This window comes from Algibacillus agarilyticus (genome assembly GCF_003286125.1).
Lineage (GTDB): Bacteria > Pseudomonadota > Gammaproteobacteria > Enterobacterales > Alteromonadaceae > Algibacillus > Algibacillus agarilyticus.
Window position 1 is genome coordinate 1 of record NZ_QMED01000012.1, and the last position, 20,478, is coordinate 20,478.

Annotated in this window: 11 protein-coding genes and 1 pseudogene; 2 read left to right on the plus strand and 10 right to left on the minus strand. The window is 40.2% G+C overall.

Annotation, left to right across the window (positions count from 1 at the left end; all coding sequences use genetic code 11):
• Window positions 1-575: 575 nt before the first annotated feature.
• Together DPX34_RS10965 and DPX34_RS10970 are read left to right on the plus strand one after the other, a co-directional pair.
• The gene (locus DPX34_RS10965) at window positions 576-4,847 is read left to right on the plus strand and encodes a hypothetical protein (protein WP_111978477.1); all 4,272 of its coding nucleotides are present in this window, start codon (window positions 576-578) and stop codon (window positions 4,845-4,847) included.
• Between the two features lie 198 nt (window positions 4,848-5,045).
• Window positions 5,046-6,401 carry a YfiM family lipoprotein gene (locus DPX34_RS10970; protein ID WP_111978478.1) on the plus strand — a complete coding sequence of 452 codons (1,356 nt, stop codon included), beginning with the start codon at window positions 5,046-5,048 and terminating at the stop codon, window positions 6,399-6,401.
• Window positions 6,402-6,955: 554 nt separating this feature from the next.
• Here the strand turns inward: DPX34_RS10970 and DPX34_RS10975 are convergent.
• The 10 genes and pseudogenes from DPX34_RS10975 to recC all read right to left on the minus strand — a co-directional run.
• Window positions 6,956-7,120, minus strand: a pseudogene (locus DPX34_RS10975) (IS3-like element ISSde8 family transposase); the annotation flags it as partial.
• A 518-nt stretch (window positions 7,121-7,638) separates the two neighbouring features.
• Complete coding sequence (locus DPX34_RS10980; RefSeq protein ID WP_111978479.1) at window positions 7,639-8,121, minus strand: hypothetical protein; 483 nt, start codon at window positions 8,119-8,121, stop codon at window positions 7,639-7,641.
• A gap of 21 nt (window positions 8,122-8,142) precedes the next feature.
• Window positions 8,143-8,907, minus strand: coding sequence for a hypothetical protein (locus DPX34_RS10985; RefSeq protein ID WP_111978480.1), 765 nt, complete (start codon window positions 8,905-8,907; stop codon window positions 8,143-8,145).
• Window positions 8,908-8,919: 12 nt separating this feature from the next.
• A complete protein-coding gene (locus tag DPX34_RS10990; RefSeq protein WP_111978481.1) occupies window positions 8,920-9,264 on the minus strand; it encodes a hypothetical protein in 345 nt (114 codons plus the stop codon).
• Window positions 9,265-9,515: 251 nt separating this feature from the next.
• Window positions 9,516-10,397, minus strand: a complete 882-nt coding sequence (locus tag DPX34_RS10995) for a hypothetical protein (RefSeq protein ID WP_111978482.1) — start codon at window positions 10,395-10,397, stop codon at window positions 9,516-9,518.
• An 11-nt stretch (window positions 10,398-10,408) separates the two neighbouring features.
• A complete protein-coding gene (locus tag DPX34_RS11000; RefSeq protein ID WP_157964699.1) occupies window positions 10,409-10,615 on the minus strand; it encodes a hypothetical protein in 207 nt (68 codons plus the stop codon).
• A 128-nt stretch (window positions 10,616-10,743) separates the two neighbouring features.
• Entirely contained in the window at window positions 10,744-11,052 is a 309-nt protein-coding gene (locus DPX34_RS11005; RefSeq protein WP_111978484.1) for a hypothetical protein, read from the minus strand.
• Window positions 11,053-11,154: 102 nt separating this feature from the next.
• The gene (gene recD, locus DPX34_RS11010; RefSeq protein WP_111978485.1) at window positions 11,155-13,290 is read right to left on the minus strand and encodes an exodeoxyribonuclease V subunit alpha; all 2,136 of its coding nucleotides are present in this window, start codon (window positions 13,288-13,290) and stop codon (window positions 11,155-11,157) included.
• A gap of 1 nt (window position 13,291) precedes the next feature.
• Window positions 13,292-17,071 carry an exodeoxyribonuclease V subunit beta gene (gene recB / locus DPX34_RS11015; RefSeq protein ID WP_111978486.1) on the minus strand — a complete coding sequence of 1,260 codons (3,780 nt, stop codon included), beginning with the start codon at window positions 17,069-17,071 and terminating at the stop codon, window positions 13,292-13,294.
• Window positions 17,068-20,451: an exodeoxyribonuclease V subunit gamma gene (recC, locus tag DPX34_RS11020; RefSeq protein WP_111978487.1), complete on the minus strand. Its 3,384-nt coding sequence runs from the start codon at window positions 20,449-20,451 to the stop codon at window positions 17,068-17,070. Before recC ends, recB begins: the two co-directional genes overlap by 4 nt.
• Between the last annotated feature and the right edge of the window lie 27 nt (window positions 20,452-20,478).

The window sequence follows — 20,478 nt, forward strand, 5'->3', positions numbered from 1 at the left end:
CACCTATAGCCAACATGTAAACGTAAAACGCATAGCCAAACTCAAAGCTGCACAACGTTACTACGCAACCCCCGCCGCACTCACTTAGCTAATATAAAATTTACCAACCTAAACAAGCAAAAACGTAGAACATCAACAATGATGCAAATAGTCACGCCTAAAAAAGCTAATTTCATCAATTAAACGTAATTTACGCGTATTAAAGCCATCAAAGTGAATAAATAACGTGATCAACTCACTCATTTATCAAACACAATGTAGCCAAAATCGGTTAAATCTTTCTTTTCTTAGAGCGACTGTCCCAGATAGTGTNAATAACGTGATCAACTCACTCATTTATCAAACACAATGTAGCCAAAATCGGTTAAATCTTTCTTTTCTTAGAGCGACTGTCCCAGATAGTGTGTTAACTGTCCCAGATAGTGTACTTAGAGCGACTGTCCCCGATAGTGCGCTTCAAGATGCTTATTCCTACTCTTCAAGTTACTTGGGTATATATAGTACAAAAAAAATTCAAACACATAAAACAGGTCTATGATTTTAATTCTATTAAATCTGGACCATATGGAGTAGTTATGAACATTCAGATCAAAAGACCAAAACCCATCCCATTTCATTCTATTTTTAAAACGCTCAGCCAATATTTACAGCCGATTTTGCTCTTATGCTTATCACCGGCTTTACTACACGCAGCTGAAGATACAAGCCACTTTACAGGCGATGAAATCAGTCAAGCACGAAAAATTGAACTCATAAACCAAGTTAAAAACTCATTGATACAACCCAGCGAAAATCATCCTCGTTTATACGGTGATAATTCACTTTGGTATCAAACCATAGCGCGTTTTGAAGCGCTTGATCCCAATTGCGATTGGCAAGGTAAAAGTGGCTGGGGCACCATTAAAAATATTAAAGAAGAATGGGATCGCTACAGTCTAGGTGGTGTCGAATGTAAAAGTGGTAACCAAGCGCCACCGAGCACATTAAGTGAACATAGCTTAGCCGAAAAATACAACCAAGCCGTTAGCATAAGCAATGGCCAAATCACCGTCACTAAAATGGATAATTGGCGCCGCGACAATGCGCTGCAAATAGTACACCTAATTCGACGTATGCAGCATTGCCATCAAATTCATCCCGAAGATGATCCACAGCAAAACCTCACAACAAATCAATGCCGATTTAATCAAACTGAAATAGCTAATTTATCTGAAAAATTTATCGCTTACGAATTTGATCGACTACGCCAAGAACCGCTTAATTCAGCCGGTTATATCAATGCATGGCATAAAGGCTTTCAAGGCAAATTTTTCGACCTTGGCGCTTACCCTGCATTTAAATTATGGACATTGATCTTAGATACGTTTTGGCACAGTGAATACTTAAAACCCGCTGATAAACAATTCGTTGAAAGCCATTTAGCCAATGAAATAGATAGCTTTATCGCAATCTATTATTTACCCAAAGATGCCAGTGGTTCACTCGGTCGCTGGGCTTTGCATAATGGCAATAACTGGACGCCAATATTAGATGCTGCCGCCTTATTTTGGGCCATAACCTACTGGCACGACACAACCTATTCAGCCAAAGCGCATCAAGTATTAGACATCGTGCTTGAATCTATTTGGCTACACCGCGATGAAATATTAAACGACGGCGCATATACCGAAGGCCCAAGTTACTTAAGCACATCGATGAACGGTTCACTTGAAATAAACAACTTATTAATGAGTAGTTTTGGCCAACCTAACCACGCTGTCAAATGGGCGTTAATGGCCGAAAAAACCAGCCGTTGGATGATAGAAAACGTTGCCTCTGATGGTCGACTTATCGATTTTGGTGATGCATGGGCAAAAGATGGCTACGAGCAATTACATATAATGGACATACTCTATTGGCAAGAGCTAACCGGCCAAGCCGAAATAGGCAGCACCACCGCCAATGCCTGCACATTACAAGATTACTTTGCCAGCAGTTACTATTCACACGCTTATTACGACATATGGAATGCGTCGGCCCATCATGCACGTAATTTTTACAAAGAAACACAACAATGCCAACGCGGCCAAGCAACCGGTAAAACGTTAATTTATCCAGAATATCAAATAGCAACACTTCGCCAACACACGCCTGGCGCAACCACCACAGCGCAAGATGTCACCAACGACAACCTACGCAACCAACAAGCCGACCAAACCTTTTTAGCCGGTAATGCCGTGAGTAATACACTCAAACACCGAGAGATTGATTTTGGCGCCGTGATCTGGAGCGCTTACGGCAATCGATTACTCGCCGATTGGGGTTATGGTGAATTATCCAAACCTTATCATTTTTATAACGTGCAAGGAGCCAACGGTCATTTAATTGCATCAAACCAACACAAGCTTGAGTTTTACTTAAAACCCTTAAGTGGCACACTCGATTTATCACGCTTATTTGTAAATTTAAAACTCAAAGGGTTTAGCAAAGAACTCAGCGTTGCGCCTTATCAAGTATCGACACCCCCCTCAGATTGGCTCAAATTTTCTATTCCACTCATTGATTTTGATTTAACAGATGCACAATGGTTAGGCAAAGGACAAGGTATTGAAATTCTCCGCTTTAAAACCACTGGCTTCATCAAAGACGGTGAGTTTGGCCTAGATGAAATAGCCTTTGTAAATGCCGCTAACCAAACCGAATTACATTGGTATGGCGATAATCACCTTGAATCGTTATCGGCCGCTATCGATGCAACCACCCCACAAATCAGCCATCCCGATGTCTTAAAGGTTATTTCAACCGAAGCCACTGGCGGCGCGAACAACAGTCAAACGTGGGCTAAATTCAGTGCCAGCGGAAGTTATTCAACTGCCGAGGTATTTTACAGTGCCGACCCAGCTGATTTTTCAGTCGCGAACTACATGGACTACTTGCCAATAGGGGCTAATACACTCGTGTTACCGAATGCAAAAGACACGCAAGATAACGCACCTAATTCAACTAACATGAGTCAATTTTTAGGACAAACAGGTCAAATATACGCACTCGATATTGCAGGTCGTTCAGCGGTTCACCTGAATGGCAGCGCAGTTTATGGCACACATTTAAGCAACGGCAACTTAGACTATTTTCATCGTTATTTAATTCCACTTAACGATGGTAATTTCATTATCGTTGATAGTTTTAAAACCAAACCGGGTAAAGCAGATAAAGTTCAAGAATTTTGGTATTCCAACAAAAATCCAGACAAAACGTGTCAATCACGCGCGCAAGATGTGACGCAACACATCAACGCGGATGGCGCGTTAATGCTAACACCACGCTGTAATAGCTTAAAAAACAATGAAGACGTTGAAGCATATGGTCGCATTACAGCCGCCTCGCTCCACCCCGCGCATTTTGAATTAGGCGCCCCCGATTTTTTAAGCAACGATCGGTATTTCAATCGCTTTATCGAAGATAACGGCCTGTATTTAATCAATCGCTTACAACGCAAAGAGATGCGCAATTTAGCGCGCTTCGTGCCCGTTAATTCTGTAGAAGAAGATGTACGCGTATTTTTACTGCAAGCCGCTACAAGTGTTAACTTACCCACGGCGAGTATTAATAAAACCGATTGTGCTGATAGCGTTTGCTTCAACGTAACCATTGAAAACGGCGACAACATCAATTTACAACTCAATAAAGTCGATAATCAATACGTGTTTGCGAATAGCATAACCGCCGTGCCATTACCCACAGATCAAACACCCACCGAGCAGACACCACCGGTTATTACACCGCCAACAACCGGCAATGTTAACTTAATCTCGCCAATCGGTTTTAGTGTCTCTCATCCAAATCGAGTGGGTGAACCCGATAAACTATTCGACGAGCAAACCGAACTTAGCACCAAACCAAGCCACGGAGATAAAAGCCCAGAGCTTCGTCAAACCAAAGCTTATGTGAATTTATCAAACTCAAGCGTTTTACCGCAAAAACAAGCAGTCGAAACAGCATCAAGCTACGGGCGTTACACCTATGTAGATGAAAATGCTCAAGCCTTATCTGCCAATTTTACAATTGAACTGGATGGCGCGCACATACTCAACGAAATAATGATTTACGATATGAGTAGCGCTTATCGCCCTGGTTTAATCAATATCTACACCAGCCTTGATCAACAAAACTGGCAGCTGCAACATGCATACTTAACCGGTGAATATAAACAATGGGCGAGCTTGGCGCTCAACAATACGCGCGCTCACTATATCAAATTCGCATTCACCGAAGAAAACGCCGCTAAAGGTATCACCGAGGTGCTAATTTTAGGTGAAAAAGCAGCACCAAGCGTTGAACAACTCATCACCCCGGTCAGCGTTAATTCATTACACAACGGAAGAATACGAGATGCAAATCCACTCTTTGATGAACAGATCGGTTTAACCGAAAAGCCACAACACTTGGCCTCATTGCCCGAGCTGAGAGCATCTTACTTAAATGTAAACTTTAGTAATACCGATGATTTACCGATGAAGCAATCAGTTCCGACGGATTCATTATATGGCAGGCACATTTACGTCGATGAATTAGGCCAGCCAATGCCTGCAGAGGTTATCATTAAGCTAGATAATATTTACGAGTTAACTGAAATTTTATATTACGACATGAGCAGCCAATTTAGGCCGGGTAAAATAATTATGTGGTCGAGTACCGATGGTATCAATTGGACAAGGTTTAATGAGCATGAGACAGGTGAATATAAAAAATGGATCAGCTTACCATTAGTTAATTTACCGGCTCAGTACCTCAAACTCGATTTGTATGAGCAAAATACAGCGAAAGGATTAACCGAAATGCTTATTTATGGCAAAGAGCTTCATTAGCAAACAACCATATCGGCCAATTTAATGACATACGTAATGACATTAAATTGGCCTTTATCAAGTAGTCGTTATAATAATCATTCATAAAACATCACCTCTATTTTACCTTTAGCACGCTAATTGATTTAGGTTAAGGTTGGGCTTAAAGACGATAGCAAGCTAAAATCAGATTAACCTCCAACATAAATAGATCGGTTAATGACACTATTACGGCGCATTTTTGTCGGCTTACTCACTAGCTTATTAATCTCATTATGCGGCGTTATTGTTTTATTTTTAGCAAGCCTTCGTATGCTCCCAACTGAATTACAAAACACGCAAAATGTCATGCCAAGCAAACACGCAAAAAATTTACAACAGCTATCACAGCGATTTGAAACAACAAGAAAAAATCAAAAAAACGAGCTTACCCCGCATTACCCAGTCCGCATCACTCAAGACGAATTAAATAGCATCCACTTTATTCTCCGTAACCAGTTTAATGCGCATTCAGTACAGGTTGATTTGCATCACGCTTATGCACAAATAAATGCATTTTACACTCTGGTCACATGGCAAGGTAAAGCCTTAGGGTTAACATTAAAAACGCAATTATTAAACAGTCAACACGCGTTCAATTGGCAAGAAACATATATATCAGGTTGGGCTTTGCCTAACCAAAGCCTGAATATAATGTTCGATTGGCTACTCACGTATTTAACAACAAAAATGCAAGCAGAAAAACTAAGAGGTAATATTAGTGAGATCAATATAACGCCCCAAGCGCTTACCTTTAAATACGCACACAGTGTAAAAGTCGAGACAATAAAACCAATTTTAAAAAAACAACATAAGGCACTTATAAACCCCGCTCACGTGCAACGCTATTTACTTTCGCTGCAAGTTATTGTGCAACAACATCGTCATTCTGATTCACCGGTTACGTTAGACTCACTTCTGCAAATCTTATTTACACAAGCCTTGTTTAGGCAACAAAAGCAAAACCAACGACAACAAGCAATTGAAGAAAACAAAGCCATATTACAAGCATTAGCACTTTTTATGTTGCCTCAACAATTTAAGCACTTTTATCCAAGTGATTTACATGTATTTAATTTTGAAAAAAAGCCATTAATAATTCGTTTTCATCACCGAGACGATCTAGCCAAACATTTCATTGCATCAGCTGCGATACATTTATTATTAAACCAACACGCCAGCACTCAAATAGGTGAATTTAAAGAGTTATTCGATAGTCAAATAAAAGGTGGTTCTGGTTTTAGTTTTGACGATATTGCAGCGGATCGAGCTGGCATTCATTTTGCTAAACAAGCAACACAAACACCGATCAGTGCCAAGAGAGTTCAAACCTTATTTAGTTTAAAAGGCATTCAGGCTAACGATTTATTACCTAATATACTGATCAATCATACCAGTTTAACCGAAGCCGAATTTATAACACGTTATCAATCGACTCAATCACCGCTTTACAAACAACGTCTACATAAAATAGACCAAGTGATATCATCAACATTGTTATATCAACAAAAAAACAACAATAATAATAGACATTGATAAGCATTGTTTTTAAGCCATATAAATTTAGTGATAAATGTACTAAAACTCACAAAAATTAAGATCAGCACTGGAATACGACATAAAATGCCCTAGCATTAGCCTCGTATAAACTTATCGACATCGTTAGTAATTTAGCCCACTTAATAGAGGGTGTTGATCTTTGAACGAAAAATGAGCGGGGGCATAGCAACAAGGTATAATGGTTTCGCCAAAAATCAACATACCACAATCGTGTGGGACAGGCATCGTCAACATCCTTTAAACGCTCGCTGAGTGGGCACTTATTATTACGGATTGGTATAAATAACGCGATCAACTTACTCATTTATCGAACACAACGTAGCCAAAATCGGTTAAATCTTTCTTTTCTTAGAGCGACTGTCCCAGATAATTCCGTCAAACTCAATTCATCAATCAATGCACAATTTACGCGTATTTAAAGCCATCAAAATGAATAAATAACGCGATCAGCTCACTCATTTATCAAACACAATGTAGCCAAAATCGGTTAAATCTTTCTTTTCTTAGAGTGCCTGTCCCAGATAGTGCCTCCCGGCTAATTCTGCCTGATACTGTATTTTCCATCTAGATACGGCCGATTTGCCCGCACCTGACATTTCTTCAATTTGTTTATTGGTGTAACCCTGTTCAACCATCAATTTGGCATATTCTAATTTTTGAAGAGTGCTGACAGTAACTTTCGCTTTTCTAGTCATAATAAATACCTTTAAGATTTTACATATTTTAAGCTATAAATCTCTACAGTTTCATTAGACCACTACAGTCCCAGATAGTGTCCTTAGAGTGCCTGTCCCAGATAGTGTCCAGTGAACATCGATGACTGTCCTACATGAACAATAGTTCGGTTAATAACGCGATCAACTCACTCATTAATCAAACACAATGCAGCCAAAATCGGTTAAATCTTTCTTTTCTTAGAGAGGCTGTCCCTGATAGCTAATAGCTAAAAACTAACTCAAATAGTTTTCTGTCATGCTCAAGTTGCAATCATCAAGTAACCTATATTTAGCAAAATTTACTATGAATGTAACAGTATCTTATACCTAATAAATTTCGTTAAAGCCTGCTATACAGCTTGATTTCAAGCTGCTGGCTGGCAAGTAAGTTTTAGCTTGAACTACATGATTAGGGCACATAATTGATGACTGTCCTCGATGAGTTACGCGCAGGCTGTCCTTGATAATTTTCGCTTAGTCGTCCCAGATAGTTCCACTCATTTGGTTTCGCAGCTTCCAATTATTTGTTCATAAATTTCATCTAAGGATTTAAAGCTTGCTTTTTCAAAGCCTTCTTTCCATTGTTGGTACATCGGCAAAAAGTAACTATCTGGACCTAACTCTTGGGCTTTTTTCAGCGCTGAAGATAACTCGTCTTCATCTTCACATTCTGATAGATAATCAAACAAACCAAAATCAATTTGATTCGTAATTTGTTCATCACCTTCAATTGAAGTTAACTCCAACCAAGGGTCTTCATCTCCTGTAATGGCGATACGAATAGATATAATGCCAATTTTTTTTAAATCACGACAAATATCTTCAATATATATCTCGTAATCGGAGCCTGACATAAAACCAAAGCTTACAATGCCAGCTTTAACGTTTCTTTTTTCCCACTCTGTATTTACTGTAAGTACTTCTTTGATAGCACTAAAAGATTGACCTGTTTTTACATAAAAACTCAAGTAATGTTCCATCACTATGTCCTTTGAAATATATTATTTATTCAACGCAGCTTTGCAATTAGCAAAGTGTTTCCTAAACTCTGGGTTTATCGAATCATCTTCAGCAATCGCAAATATCTTCTCAGCTAACTCTAATTGCAGCGGCGTATACTTATCAGGTTTTGCTTGAACTGCCAGCATAGCTTCGAGCAACCAACCAAATACTTTGTCTTCTTTGAAACCATAATTTATGCAATCACACCAGTAAGCCAGCCACCACTTCATATAAAAACTAGAACTTGGTTTTTTACATTCAAAAAAATCAAGTAATTCATAAGTTAAACCAGAACATTTTTCCTCAACCCAAACTTGAAACTCTTCTTTTTTGTCAAATTCATTTGGCTCAACTCTCTGAGGATAAAAAAGTTTAAATAACTCATACTCTATTTCGCCCCCCCCTAACATAGTAGCGTTACTAAATTGATTTTTTTGACTACGCCAGTCGTCCATTCTTTCTTTATAATATCTTTTTGCGTCAACCCAATGCCCATCACCCCATCTTGGGTGTGGTGAATATTTTTTTTTGATTTTCAATAAATTATCAGGTGATTGGTCTTGTGAAAGTAGCATCTCTATTAATGGAGCGCCGTGAAAAGAATCTACTGGGTGCTCAGCATCTTCTTCTCCAGTTAAGTAAAATTGCTCAAGATATTTATAATGATAACGGTTGTTACTACCTATGTTGTCTATTAATTTTGCAAATTCTTTCCAGCGCTTTTTACGCTGTTTTTTCTCTTCAGCATTTATTGTTTGATTCATTTTATAGCTCTTTTAAAATTGGTCGCTTTTATCAATCAATTCATCAATTAAATCATCATTAACGTTAGCAAGTAATACACCTTTAGCTGTGCCTAAAAGCCACGTTTTGACATTATGACGATTTAGTTTTTTACGCGCATCCTTCTGTGTGAACTTAATGCGATTTTCTTTTCCATCTTTATAGCCTAAGCTAGCATGCTGTATACCCTCTTTGGTTTTTGGTAATTTTCTTACCCATTCAGCCACACTATCTAGCTCTTTACTTGAATAACCCCGTATTGTCCGGCGTTTAAAATCCTGAAAATACCATTCAAAGTTTGCAGCAACCGGTTTTCCTTTTTCTTTGGCTCCATCCAACTCATTTTTAGTTGTTCCTACACGGTCAAGGAAAAATTCTCGGTGGTTGCTATAGGTACTTTTATTAATATTCCATTAGTAATCGTGTGGGACAGGCATCGTCAACATCCTAACTGAAGGATTAAAATCAAGTAAAATCATAGATTTATTAGTGCCTGTCCCAAATGACTTAGAAAAGTGAATAAATAACGCGATCAACTCACTCATTTATCAAACACAATGTAGCCAAAATCGGTTAAATCTTTCTTTTCTTAGAGCGACTGTCCCAGATAATTTGCCAGATAATTTGGCTCAGATAATAATTTTTCTTTGGCTAATTGGCGGTATTTATCAAATATTTCAAATGTACTTGCTGGTATTTCAGACTTATTGACAAATAAGCCAGATTCGAATTCATTAATAGAATTAACTTGAACAGGTAAAGCATTAGCAGGTTCAGCTTTTATTTTTTCTGCCACGTAGCAAAAACGTTCAACGGTAATATGAGCTCGCTGTTGGATATTTCCATGTTTGAAGCAGCTTAAGATATATGGAATGCGATATTGCGGCACATAATGCGGCATAGGGTCCGGGGTGTCGATGATTCCAAGTAAATCCCCAAATTTATAAGTCAGATGATCATCAAACCACTCCTGATTTTGATCATTTTTTTTCTTCAAGAATTGGGAATCCTTCTCAATACTGTCCGGTAACAATAACTGGCACATCAATTGCTCACGCCCATCAAACAAGCTATCCCCCAATAATTTATATTGTGCAAGGTAACTCGCTTTTTCGACACCGACTGCGTGTGTCAGATTATAAAAAATATGATAACCATGTTTAATCCAAACGTAACCATCTCTAGTTTCATCTCGATATGTAAAGCGCTTAATCTCCGATTTAACCTCTTCAACATCATCAGAAGGATGCAACCATGCTCCTAATAAAGCGGTAGCTTTCACCTTATGAAGGTCGCCACCAACAGCGCAGTGAATTAAGGTTTCTTTTTCTGGGCCATATAAGTAATACTCTTTTATTAATCTAACGTCTTTTGAATCATAAAGCCTAGTGTGGCTGAGCATAGGTTTAACTACTTTCCAATAAGCTTTACGCTCCTTTAACCAATCTTTATCTTCAGGTCTCCAACTCATATTATTTACTCTTAAAATTGTTGGCTATTTTCAATTAAGTCTTTCACTAAATCTTCGTCAACACCGCTAAGTAATCGCTTACCTTCGTCTTTGATTAACCACTCTTTAAGATCAAACACATTTAAGTGTGAACGCGTTTTTTTCACCGTCCATTTATCATCATGGGCTGTTTTACTCTCAAAACCCAAACTAATAAACCCATGCAGGACAGTCATCACTAGGAAATCAATAGGCAATTACAGAAAGCCAATAAACCATTGATTTAATTTAACTAAATGCATCGTAACTTACCCCTAAAAAAATAAAAAGTAAAAAGCCTTTCGTCTTCGGCGTGCCTGCTGTCAATTTAATCAATAAAACCCGCTTTTATAAAATTAGCGCGGGCTTGGGCGTATTCGTGCTCTTGGCAGCAAACAAATGCGAGGGCGTATTCAAATCCAATTGGTAGGCATTTATTCAAGTCGACTAGCTCATATTCGTTCATAACAATATTCATGGCTTCTTGTGTGTAGTCAGGTTCGTTTTCTGCAATTTTTATTTCGAGTGGATCATAATTATCCACCATCCAATCTTGTACTTCGGCGGGGGTTAACCGCCCTTCAATGCAATCTTTTAATACGGTGACGAGGTGTTTTTTTTCAATATTGTCTAGCAATTTTATCTACCTTCAAAGTTCGTTTAATACTTGTTTTTAGTGATTTTTTTAGCGATGCGTTTTAGTTTTTAACTTTTATTTGGCTGTTAATTTAAGTGAAAGCTACACACCTATTCGTTCGGCAAGGCCTGAATAACGTTGTACTTTTTTAGTTATTGTTTTTTGTAAAATATGCGGGTCGCTGTATAGGCTGATGTGGGTTTTAGCCCGAGTAATACCAGTATAAAGCAGCTCTCTTGAGAGTATTGGGCTGTAGTTTTCTGGCAATACGATCGCAACATGATCAAATTCTGATCCTTGGGTTTTGTGTATTGTCATGGCAAATACGGTTTCAAAATGCGGTAGCCGCGCTAAGCTTATCCAACGTATACCCTCGGCATGTTCAAAGGCCACCATGAGTTTGTTTTCGTTAGGCCAAATTAAACCTATGTCGCCATTGAATACATTATTTACATAATCATTTTGTGTGATCATGATGGGTTTGCCCGGGTACAAATGGTCTGGCGTATTAACGAAACGCCGAATGATTTGTTTTTTACGTAAAATTTGTTCAATTTGTTGGTTTAGCGCTTCTACGCCAAAATCAGTCTGGCGCACAGCGGCTAGCAATCTAAATTCGCTTAAGCGTTTAAATGCCTGCTCTACGTTGGGGGCTTTAAAAATGGGTTTTATATAGTTAGTAACCAAGTTTGTAAGTTGTTCAGGGGTTATTTGCTCGTTAAAGCTAACATCTTCACGTGCTGCCGCTTTAAGTTTTTCGCATTGTTTATGTTGGCCATTTATAACGGCTTTAGCTAATAAACCAATGCCTTCGTCACCTTTAAAGCGATAGCTGACTTGTAGGTGGGTTAATTGATCACATGGGATCAACGAGGCCGGCAAGTCAATATTTAGCAAGTTCGCTAATTGTGCAGTACGCTGCTGGCTATAACCTTGGTGTGGCAGCGGTGCTAAATCGGCTAGCACCGCCCCTGCCGCCACTGAAGGTAATTGGTCGGCATCGCCTAACATGATAACGCGGCAATGGGCTGGCAGCGCTCTAAACAATCGAGTCATGAGCGGTAAATCAACCATTGAAGCTTCGTCGAGCAATAATAAATCTAAATCAAGTGGGTTTTGTTGATGATACTTAACGAGATGCGCTTGTTGCCGAATGCCGAGCAAACGGTGAACCGTTTGTGCGGCAACCGGTATTTGCTGAATGATATGATCAGGCAACAAATCAGCCAATTTATGCTTAGCCCCGCTGATTGATTCAGATAAACGTTGCGCGGCTTTACCCGTTGGGGCAACCATGGCTATTTTAAGTAAAGGTTGAACGGGATCAGCCGTTGACTCATTTGTTAGTTCTGCGGTGGGCTCGGTCGTCGACAAGTGGGCGTTGGTTGCAACGCTTTGGTGTTTTAAAAAGATCAAAGCGGCTAATAGTTTAACCACTGTGGTTGTTTTGCCTGTACCCGGCCCACCACTAATAATTGAAAAACCTTGCAATAACGAATTGGCAACCGCAACCATTTGCCAATCAATGGGTTGGGCGGGTTGCGCAAACAAGGTGTGTAAAATAGCGTTAGCGTGCGCCATATTGAGCTCAAGCTGAACCGATTGTCTTTGGTTTAAGGTGGCGGCTAGTTCGGTTTCAAATTGCCAATACCGACGTAAATACAGGCGTTTATTTTGTAAAACCAAAAATTGCTCATGTTTGGGTGATTGCAATTTAGCTACGGTTAACCCGAGTTTATCTAATGCGTTAAGCCATTTAGTTAAGGTGGGAAATACATACCCTTGCGCTACGCTTGCTTGACTCACGCTTTCATCGTCTGGTTCTGTTATTGACTGTGTTTGAGTTAAGTGCGTTTGTGTTAAGTGCGTTTGTGTTAAGTGCGAATGGGGATTGTTTTCGTCGGCTATATTTACAGTATGATTGACAGCATCGTTAGCATTGACGTTTACGTTTACGTTTACGGCAATCTCATTTTCGATCGCGGTTGTTTGCCAGTAGGTGTTTTCAGCAAAGTCGGCCAATAATATACAGGTATGGCCCGAGCGTAATTGCTCTGATACTAAAACAATCGAATGAAAGAGTATGTCGAGTAACTCATGATCTGAATCAGCGAATGGGGCTTCTGCCCGCATTTGTACATCGTCACAAATTTGCCGAGCAAGGTAAAAATCAATTGCGTTTATGCCTTCTAGGTGTTGCTGTGCTTGGGCGTAATGTGAATAAGGATATAAACTCATTTTATTGCGCTCCTTCTGTTTGATCTGCTACCTGGCCCGAAAAAATAGTGTCGAGCTGTTTAATTTCGTCACCGGTTAATGCTTGATGGTAAACACCATAAGTTGGCTTGGTTTGCGATGACGGTTCGGCATGCGTTTGGTCTAAACTTTTTGTCTTTACGCCCGTTTTTGCAGCCTGCATACCCCGTAAATATAAATAGTAACTGCCACCTAAATGTGTATCTGGGTCATAGTTAGGTATTCGCGTGGCGAGGTATCGGTGCAACGCTAAGGTATAAATTAAATACTGCAAATCATAAAAGCTACTTTGCATGCTTTCTTGCATTTTTTCAGCGTTGTAATCTTGATGGCGATCACCTAAAAAGTTCGATTTATAATCGGCTACGTAATATCGCCCTTGCCACTCAAACACTAAATCGATAACCCCATTCATCATGCCTTGTAGCTGGTCGGCAAATATAAACGAGCTGACATCCGCCCCTCGATGTTGAGCTAAATAGTTAATTAATGCATCGGTTTTAACGTGTTCCATCGGAAAATAAAATGCGACTTCGCGCAGTGTTGTTGCGGTGGTTAAATCGGCTAAACGCAAACCACTGTTTGGATTTAACTCTGCTTGTAGGCAATCATCAAACCAAGCAAAACAGCCTGCTTTGTCGGGTACGTTTTCTTCGTTAAAAGCATCTTCAATAATAGGCCATGCGGTTTCGTAATCGGGGTTATTAAAATCTAAATGCTCAAATATTTCGTGCAATAACAGCCCTGATGTGGCCCCTTTAGGAAACGTAAAGCAAACCGCTTTACTGAGCTGTTGATCTTGTTGTTGCGCTTGTTGTAGATCAAGGTGATCTTCATCTATTTCTTTGTATTCGATACTGGCCACGACACTTTGGTGTGCATAACGAGTTAAGCCCGAAAAAGAATGCAGCAGCCAATCTTGCTCTATATAACCGGTGAATGAGCGGGCGGTTACGGTGTTAGCGACTGTAGCAAACGCATTGGTTTTATCATTATTATTGTCTGTTGTATCGAGCTCTGGCTTAGTCTTAGGCTCTGGCTCTGGTTCAGAAACCGTATCGTCATTAAACGCGACCGTGATCGTGTCAATATTGGCGTTGCTTTGTGCCAATGCTGTCGCTTGTGTTAAAACTGATTGTGTTTTATCTAAGCCTAACGTTAACCCTAATGGCGATTTGTAGGCATCTTTAAATAAACTCACGCCTAAATAGCAACGATAAACCGCACGGGTAACGGCCACATACAATAAACGAATATCTTCGGCTTGCTGTTCGGTTTGTGCTTGTTGAATACGCTCGGCATCATCACCTAAGTAAAAAACACTAAGCTGTTCTTTTTTATCAAATAATTGAAAATAGCGTGGATTATTGCCACCTTTACTTCGGGTTGCAAACGGCACAAATACAATCGGATACTCTAACCCTTTACTGCCGTGCAATGTCACAATGCGGATCAAAGCTGAATCACTTTCTAGCCGTAATTCGGCATCGCTATTAATATCGGGTTCAAACACTTGGCGCTCTAACCAATCAACCAATTGTTGTGGATTGGCCATTTGCTGACTGCGCGCTTGTATTAGCTCAATTAAATGTAGGTAGTTGGTTAGTTGTCGCTCACGTGTATCGGTAACCGGCTGGGTATAATGATGCAAAATATAAAAGGCCATGCTAATAAAGCCTTTGGTTTGCCATAAATGACGCAAATCTATAATGCGTTCACGCCATGTTTCCCATAAGCATTCATCTTGCTGTAACCTGGCTAGCGCCTCGTTGTTTAGTCCCATTAAAGGGGTCGCAAGGGCCGAAATAAGGTATCGCTCGTTGTCAAATAATAAGATACCTTGTAAACATCGTAGCCAATGGCTCGCTTCGAGGGTTTTATATATATTTTCGCGATTACTTAAATAAACAGAGCTTAATCCTGCGCTTTTAAGTGCTCGTTGTACATCATTCGCTTCTGAAAAATCACGCACTAAAATAGCAATATCTTGCTCGGCGACGGCTCTTTTATCATCATTATTATTCAGCATAACGGGCTTGTTGGGATCAAGTAAGCGTTTGATCTCGTGGGCAAACCACGCTGCCATATCGGTTCTAAACTTTTGATTTTGTGCGGTGTTGTCATCATCGGTTTCAAAGCTGACTAAGCTAAGGGCGGCACGAGGTTGCTCATCAATTAAGTTTAAACCCTGCGCATGTTTTGCTTTAACCGGTGTGTAGTCAATATCAAAACCAAAAACACGAGCGCTGGGTTCAATGTTTTCAGAATTCTCGTGTTGGTATGCGGGTAATGCTTGACCATAAAAAAGACGGTTGTATGCATCAACCATACTAAACGACGAACGATAATTAGTGTCCATTTGCCATTGGTAATGAGCTTGATCACGCGCGGCAAGGTAAGTGAATATATCACCGCCACGAAACTTATAAATAGCTTGTTTGGGATCACCTATCATCAGCAATAGATGGGCTTCGTTATAGGTTTGGATCAGGTTAAAAATAGCATATTGTTCAGGATCGGTATCTTGAAACTCATCAACTAAAATGGCCGGATATTGTGATGATAATAACGCAGTTAACGCACTCGATTCGTGTGTATTACTTGTGGCTTGTTGTTCTTTTTCGTGTTGTAAATGTTGGCTTAAACAGTTAATTAAATCATTAAAACCCAGTTGCCCTTTTTGCTGTTTATCAAGGTTAACGGCTTGGCGTATCGCTAATATCACGTTAACGAGCACTTGGTTTAATTCCGCTTTGATTATTTTAGCCTTGTATTTTTTACTGTAGTCGGTTTCGTAGGTTTTAACTAAATCGAATACGGCTTTTAAAGGCTGTTTGATTTCAGCAGGTTTGCGGCTAAACCGATTGCCATTGATGAATTTTTTAACATGCGCGGGCAATAACCGGCTATAAAAATCCGATGTGTTGGCCTCATTTTGAGCCGTGTTTTGTGCTGTATTTTGTGCTGTATTTTGATCTGTTTGATGCTCGATTTGATACGGCTCTGGCGTCGCGGTAAAAAAAGCTAATAAATCGCCCCACGCTTGTTGATGCGTGGCTTCATCTTTGCCGGTGTGAACTAAATGAGTCAAGATCAAATCTTGCTCATTTAGTAAGGCGGTTGCGACCTGTTTTAAATACGTTAAATGTGCTTGTGCGATATCGTCAGGGCTGTTAGCAATGAGCGGTGCGCAGTCATCAATTAAACGACTGTATTGCTGCAAAAACGCGTGTGCATCGGGGGCACTGTCTAATATGAGCGCGAGATCATCGGGTTGTTCACTCAACCGGCGATATTGATCTTCGATGGCTTGCAACACCATTTTGCGTGTATCGGTTGCCAGCTCAATATCAAAAGGCAAACCCGCCAGCATATTATGCTCGGCTAATACGCGCGAGCAAAAACCATGAATAGTTAAAATAGAGGCTTCGTCTAAATGCAATAAGGCTAAGTCGAGTCGGGTTTTGGCTTCTTGTGCGTCTATTTCTTGGCGAAGTTTGGCATAAACAGGATCGTCTATAGTCTCCGGTGCTTGTTGCCATATATCAATCGCCAATCTGAGTTCACGTGCGATCCGCCCTTTTAATTCTTCTGTTGCGGCTTGGGTAAAGGTAACGACTAATATTTGTTGCACGGTTAATTTTTGGCTTAACAACAAGCGTAAATATAAACGCGTTATGTTGTAGGTTTTGCCCGTTCCGGCACTGGCTTCAATGATATGTCGACCGCTGAGCGGTAATGATTCTGCTTGTAAAAACTTCATTCGGCAGCTTCCTTACTTATGTTAAGTGATGACATCATTAACGAATAAAGTGTGCTTAATTGCTCGGCATCGGTTGATGTCCAATCGGGTATGGTTGAAAACAAATGTTGGTAATACGGGTTGTCGTTAAAACCTGAACTGAAGGGACCTGATTGCCATAAACTTAACCACGATTGTGCGGTAAACGGTTTTAATTCACCGCGGCGATCTTGACTAAAATACAGTTCAGCGATCGTGACATCCACGAGTAATGGCTGTGTTTGCCCGCGCATAAAAAACCGTACAAATTCAGTTAATGCTTCAATCGCGAGTTCGGCTATCATGGGATCAAAATAAACGTGGGTCGATACATCTTTACTGTTACGGTAAAAGCCATCGGTGCGTGTTGGGCTTTGACTATTCGCGATTAAATGGTGCAACCAAAGTCGCAGTTTATCTTTTCCTTTTGCATCGGCTAAACGCCAAAATAGCTGATGTTGAATATTGGCTGCTATTACTGCGGTAATTGCTGCGGTATTGTCTTCATTAACCGCTATCGTGTTTTTCTCCGCACTTGATTCAGAGCTTGATTCAATATTTGATTCAACACGTTCATCTGAACAGGTAACAAGGGGTAAACGAGCGTTGACTTCAATCCCTAAAATAGTCGTTTTGATAGTTTGGTAAGCAACTTCATTAACGTGTTTTTTATGTAAGCTATTGGCATAATCTTTTGCGACGGTTTGCCATTGCTCAAATTGTTTAGTGGCGATAGCATGATCGGGTAAAACGCCCGAATATTGATGTAATGCACTTTGTTTATCAAAAAGCGCTTGATCTTGCACTAACCCACATTGAACGAGGTCTTGTTGTATTTGATATCGGATTAAGTAATCGGCCGAAAACGGTTCAGAATCCATTAACGTTTGGATCTCGGTTGTCAAATACAGGTTAAGCACTTTGTTGCAATAATAACGCATCGGATCAGAAAAATAGTTAACCAAATCGTCTATTTGTATGACGGGTATATCAAGTGGCAACGCGTTTGCGGCTACACTGGTCGTATTGATTTTTGGTTTGTTTTGATCCTCTGCTTGTGGCTGACGAGTCGCGAGTGCGAGCCAACCTTGGTCAAAACTCGGGCATTTGTTATTTGAGTAATTATCGGGGCTAAAAACTTGTAACGGCGTGCGCGTAATATGACTCGATTGCCAACCATAATAACGGCCTAAATAAGCCATCAGTTCAACTAACACACTCGAAGGCTGACGCTCAGAATCGTCTTTTATTTGGTTACCTTGGTAGCTAACATACAATTTATCGCGAGCTGACAGTAAGCATTCTAAAAATAAATAGCGGTCGTCTCCTCGACGCGATCGGTCACCTAAGCGAGGTTTGTCTTGGGCGAGTAAATCCATACCATTGGTATTTTTTTGGCGTGGAAAATCACCGTCATTAAGGCCTAACAACGCGATAACTTTAAACGGAATACTGCGCATTGGGATCAACGAGCAAAATGTCACTTGGCCGGTCATAAAATGCTGGCTTTGCTGCGGTTGATTAAACGCAATATCAAAATAAGCTTGTACAACCCCCAAATCGATTTCAGCACTTGTTTCGGCTGTTGGGTTAGCGGCTTGTGTCCATTTTTGTAATTCGATGATCGCGTTATGCACAATGCGGTATTCAAAGGTTTGTTGGTCGTCTAAGGCAAATAGGTCTTCGAGCACAACCAATAAATATTGGCACCAATCAGTGGCCGAACGGGCTTTATTTAACTTTTTAGCATGCTGTTGCAATGTATCAATAAAAAGCAGGAGTCGGCCCAGTAGCTGAGCTTGATCGCCTTCAACATCTGGCAATAATACGGTTTGATCAAGCAATGTATTTTCGTCTTGGTAGGCAAAACCCAGTAATAATCGAGAAAGTCCTTGCTGCCAAGTAAAGCTCTTTTTAGCCGGTAAATTAAATTGCTGTTTATGCTCGGCACTGAGTCCCCAATGTATTGACGCATTTTGTAACCAAGGTAATAAAGTTTGAATATCTTGTTCTTGCCAGCCAAATTTAAGTTGCACATAAGGTGAGCGCATCATTTCAACAATTTGGCTTACTGAAAAGCGGCTGTCGGGCAATTGTAATATTTGATTAAATAATTGCACGAACGTCATATTAGATGAAAAAGAACGGTCGGCAATAGAGCAAGGTAAACGGTTTTCGGTGTGCTGATAATCTCGAGCACGGGTAAAGATGGCTTCGATGTAGGGCGCATAATCTTCAACCGACGGACACATAACCAATACATCTTTAGGCGTGAGTGTTGGGTCTAACTCGATTTGTTGCAACAGCCAATCATGTAAATGCTGAACTTCTCTAAGGGCGCTGTGACTACTGGTGATCGTAATAGAATCATCAATTGGAATAGATTGATCGGGTTCACGCATAAACAAGATGTCGTCTTGTATATGGTGTAATAATTGCGTGTTTTGGCTTTCGCTAAAGGCCGCAATTTCACTTTGCGGTACATCGTAAAGCAGTTTTAAAAAGGCCTGCCCTTGCTGCCCTAGCGCAGCTAATAGTGGGTTACCTAAATTATAAAAATGACAATCGACACCTTTATCTAAGTCGAGCCATTTGACTCGCTGGCGTGCGACAAATTTTTCACTGGCGATGTCTTGCCAAAATTCGTTACAAGGGCTGAGTAAAAACAAATGCATTTCTTGTTTTTCGGCTAACGTAACAAAAAAATCAAGCCACAAAGGCGGTAGTGTATTAAAACCAAATAAGATACGTTGCTTAGGCCTAAAGCTTGATTTTTCTTTTATCACGTTGATCAAGCGTTGCATTTCGGCCACTGGATGCCTTGGTTCTTGTTGTACTAACAAGAACCATAATTTGGCTTGCCAATTAGGCTGATTTTGCATGTTGATTTGGCCCGCGCTCCATTGGGTTATCCATTCAGGTCGGTATATTTGATACTGCTCGAACAAATCAGAAATATTTTTGGCTAATTGAAAACGCTTTTGTGCACGGGTTTGGCTCGGTTCAATAGAATGCCAGTAGGCCGTTGGCTCAGCAAAAATCGGGTCGTGAATAACCGCATCAGACGCCAGTAACTGGTAGATACGCCAACTTAAAATGGATGATTTATACGGCGATTCTTTCGCTAACGTGGGATCTAATTCACGCAATATAGACCAAATAGCCCCTACCGGGGGTTCAAAAGCCAAATTCATGGCAATACCATTTTGCTCTGCTAATTGCATTAATAACCAATGCTGCATCCCTTTGTGTTGAACTAGAATATGCTGTTGTTCAAACACACTCTCGGCGGTTTGTTGTAAAACAGCACCGAGCATATGGCTTAAATTTTCAAGGCGATTAGACAGGTAAATATTGAACATAGATATTCGCGTCCTTGGGTGTTGAGG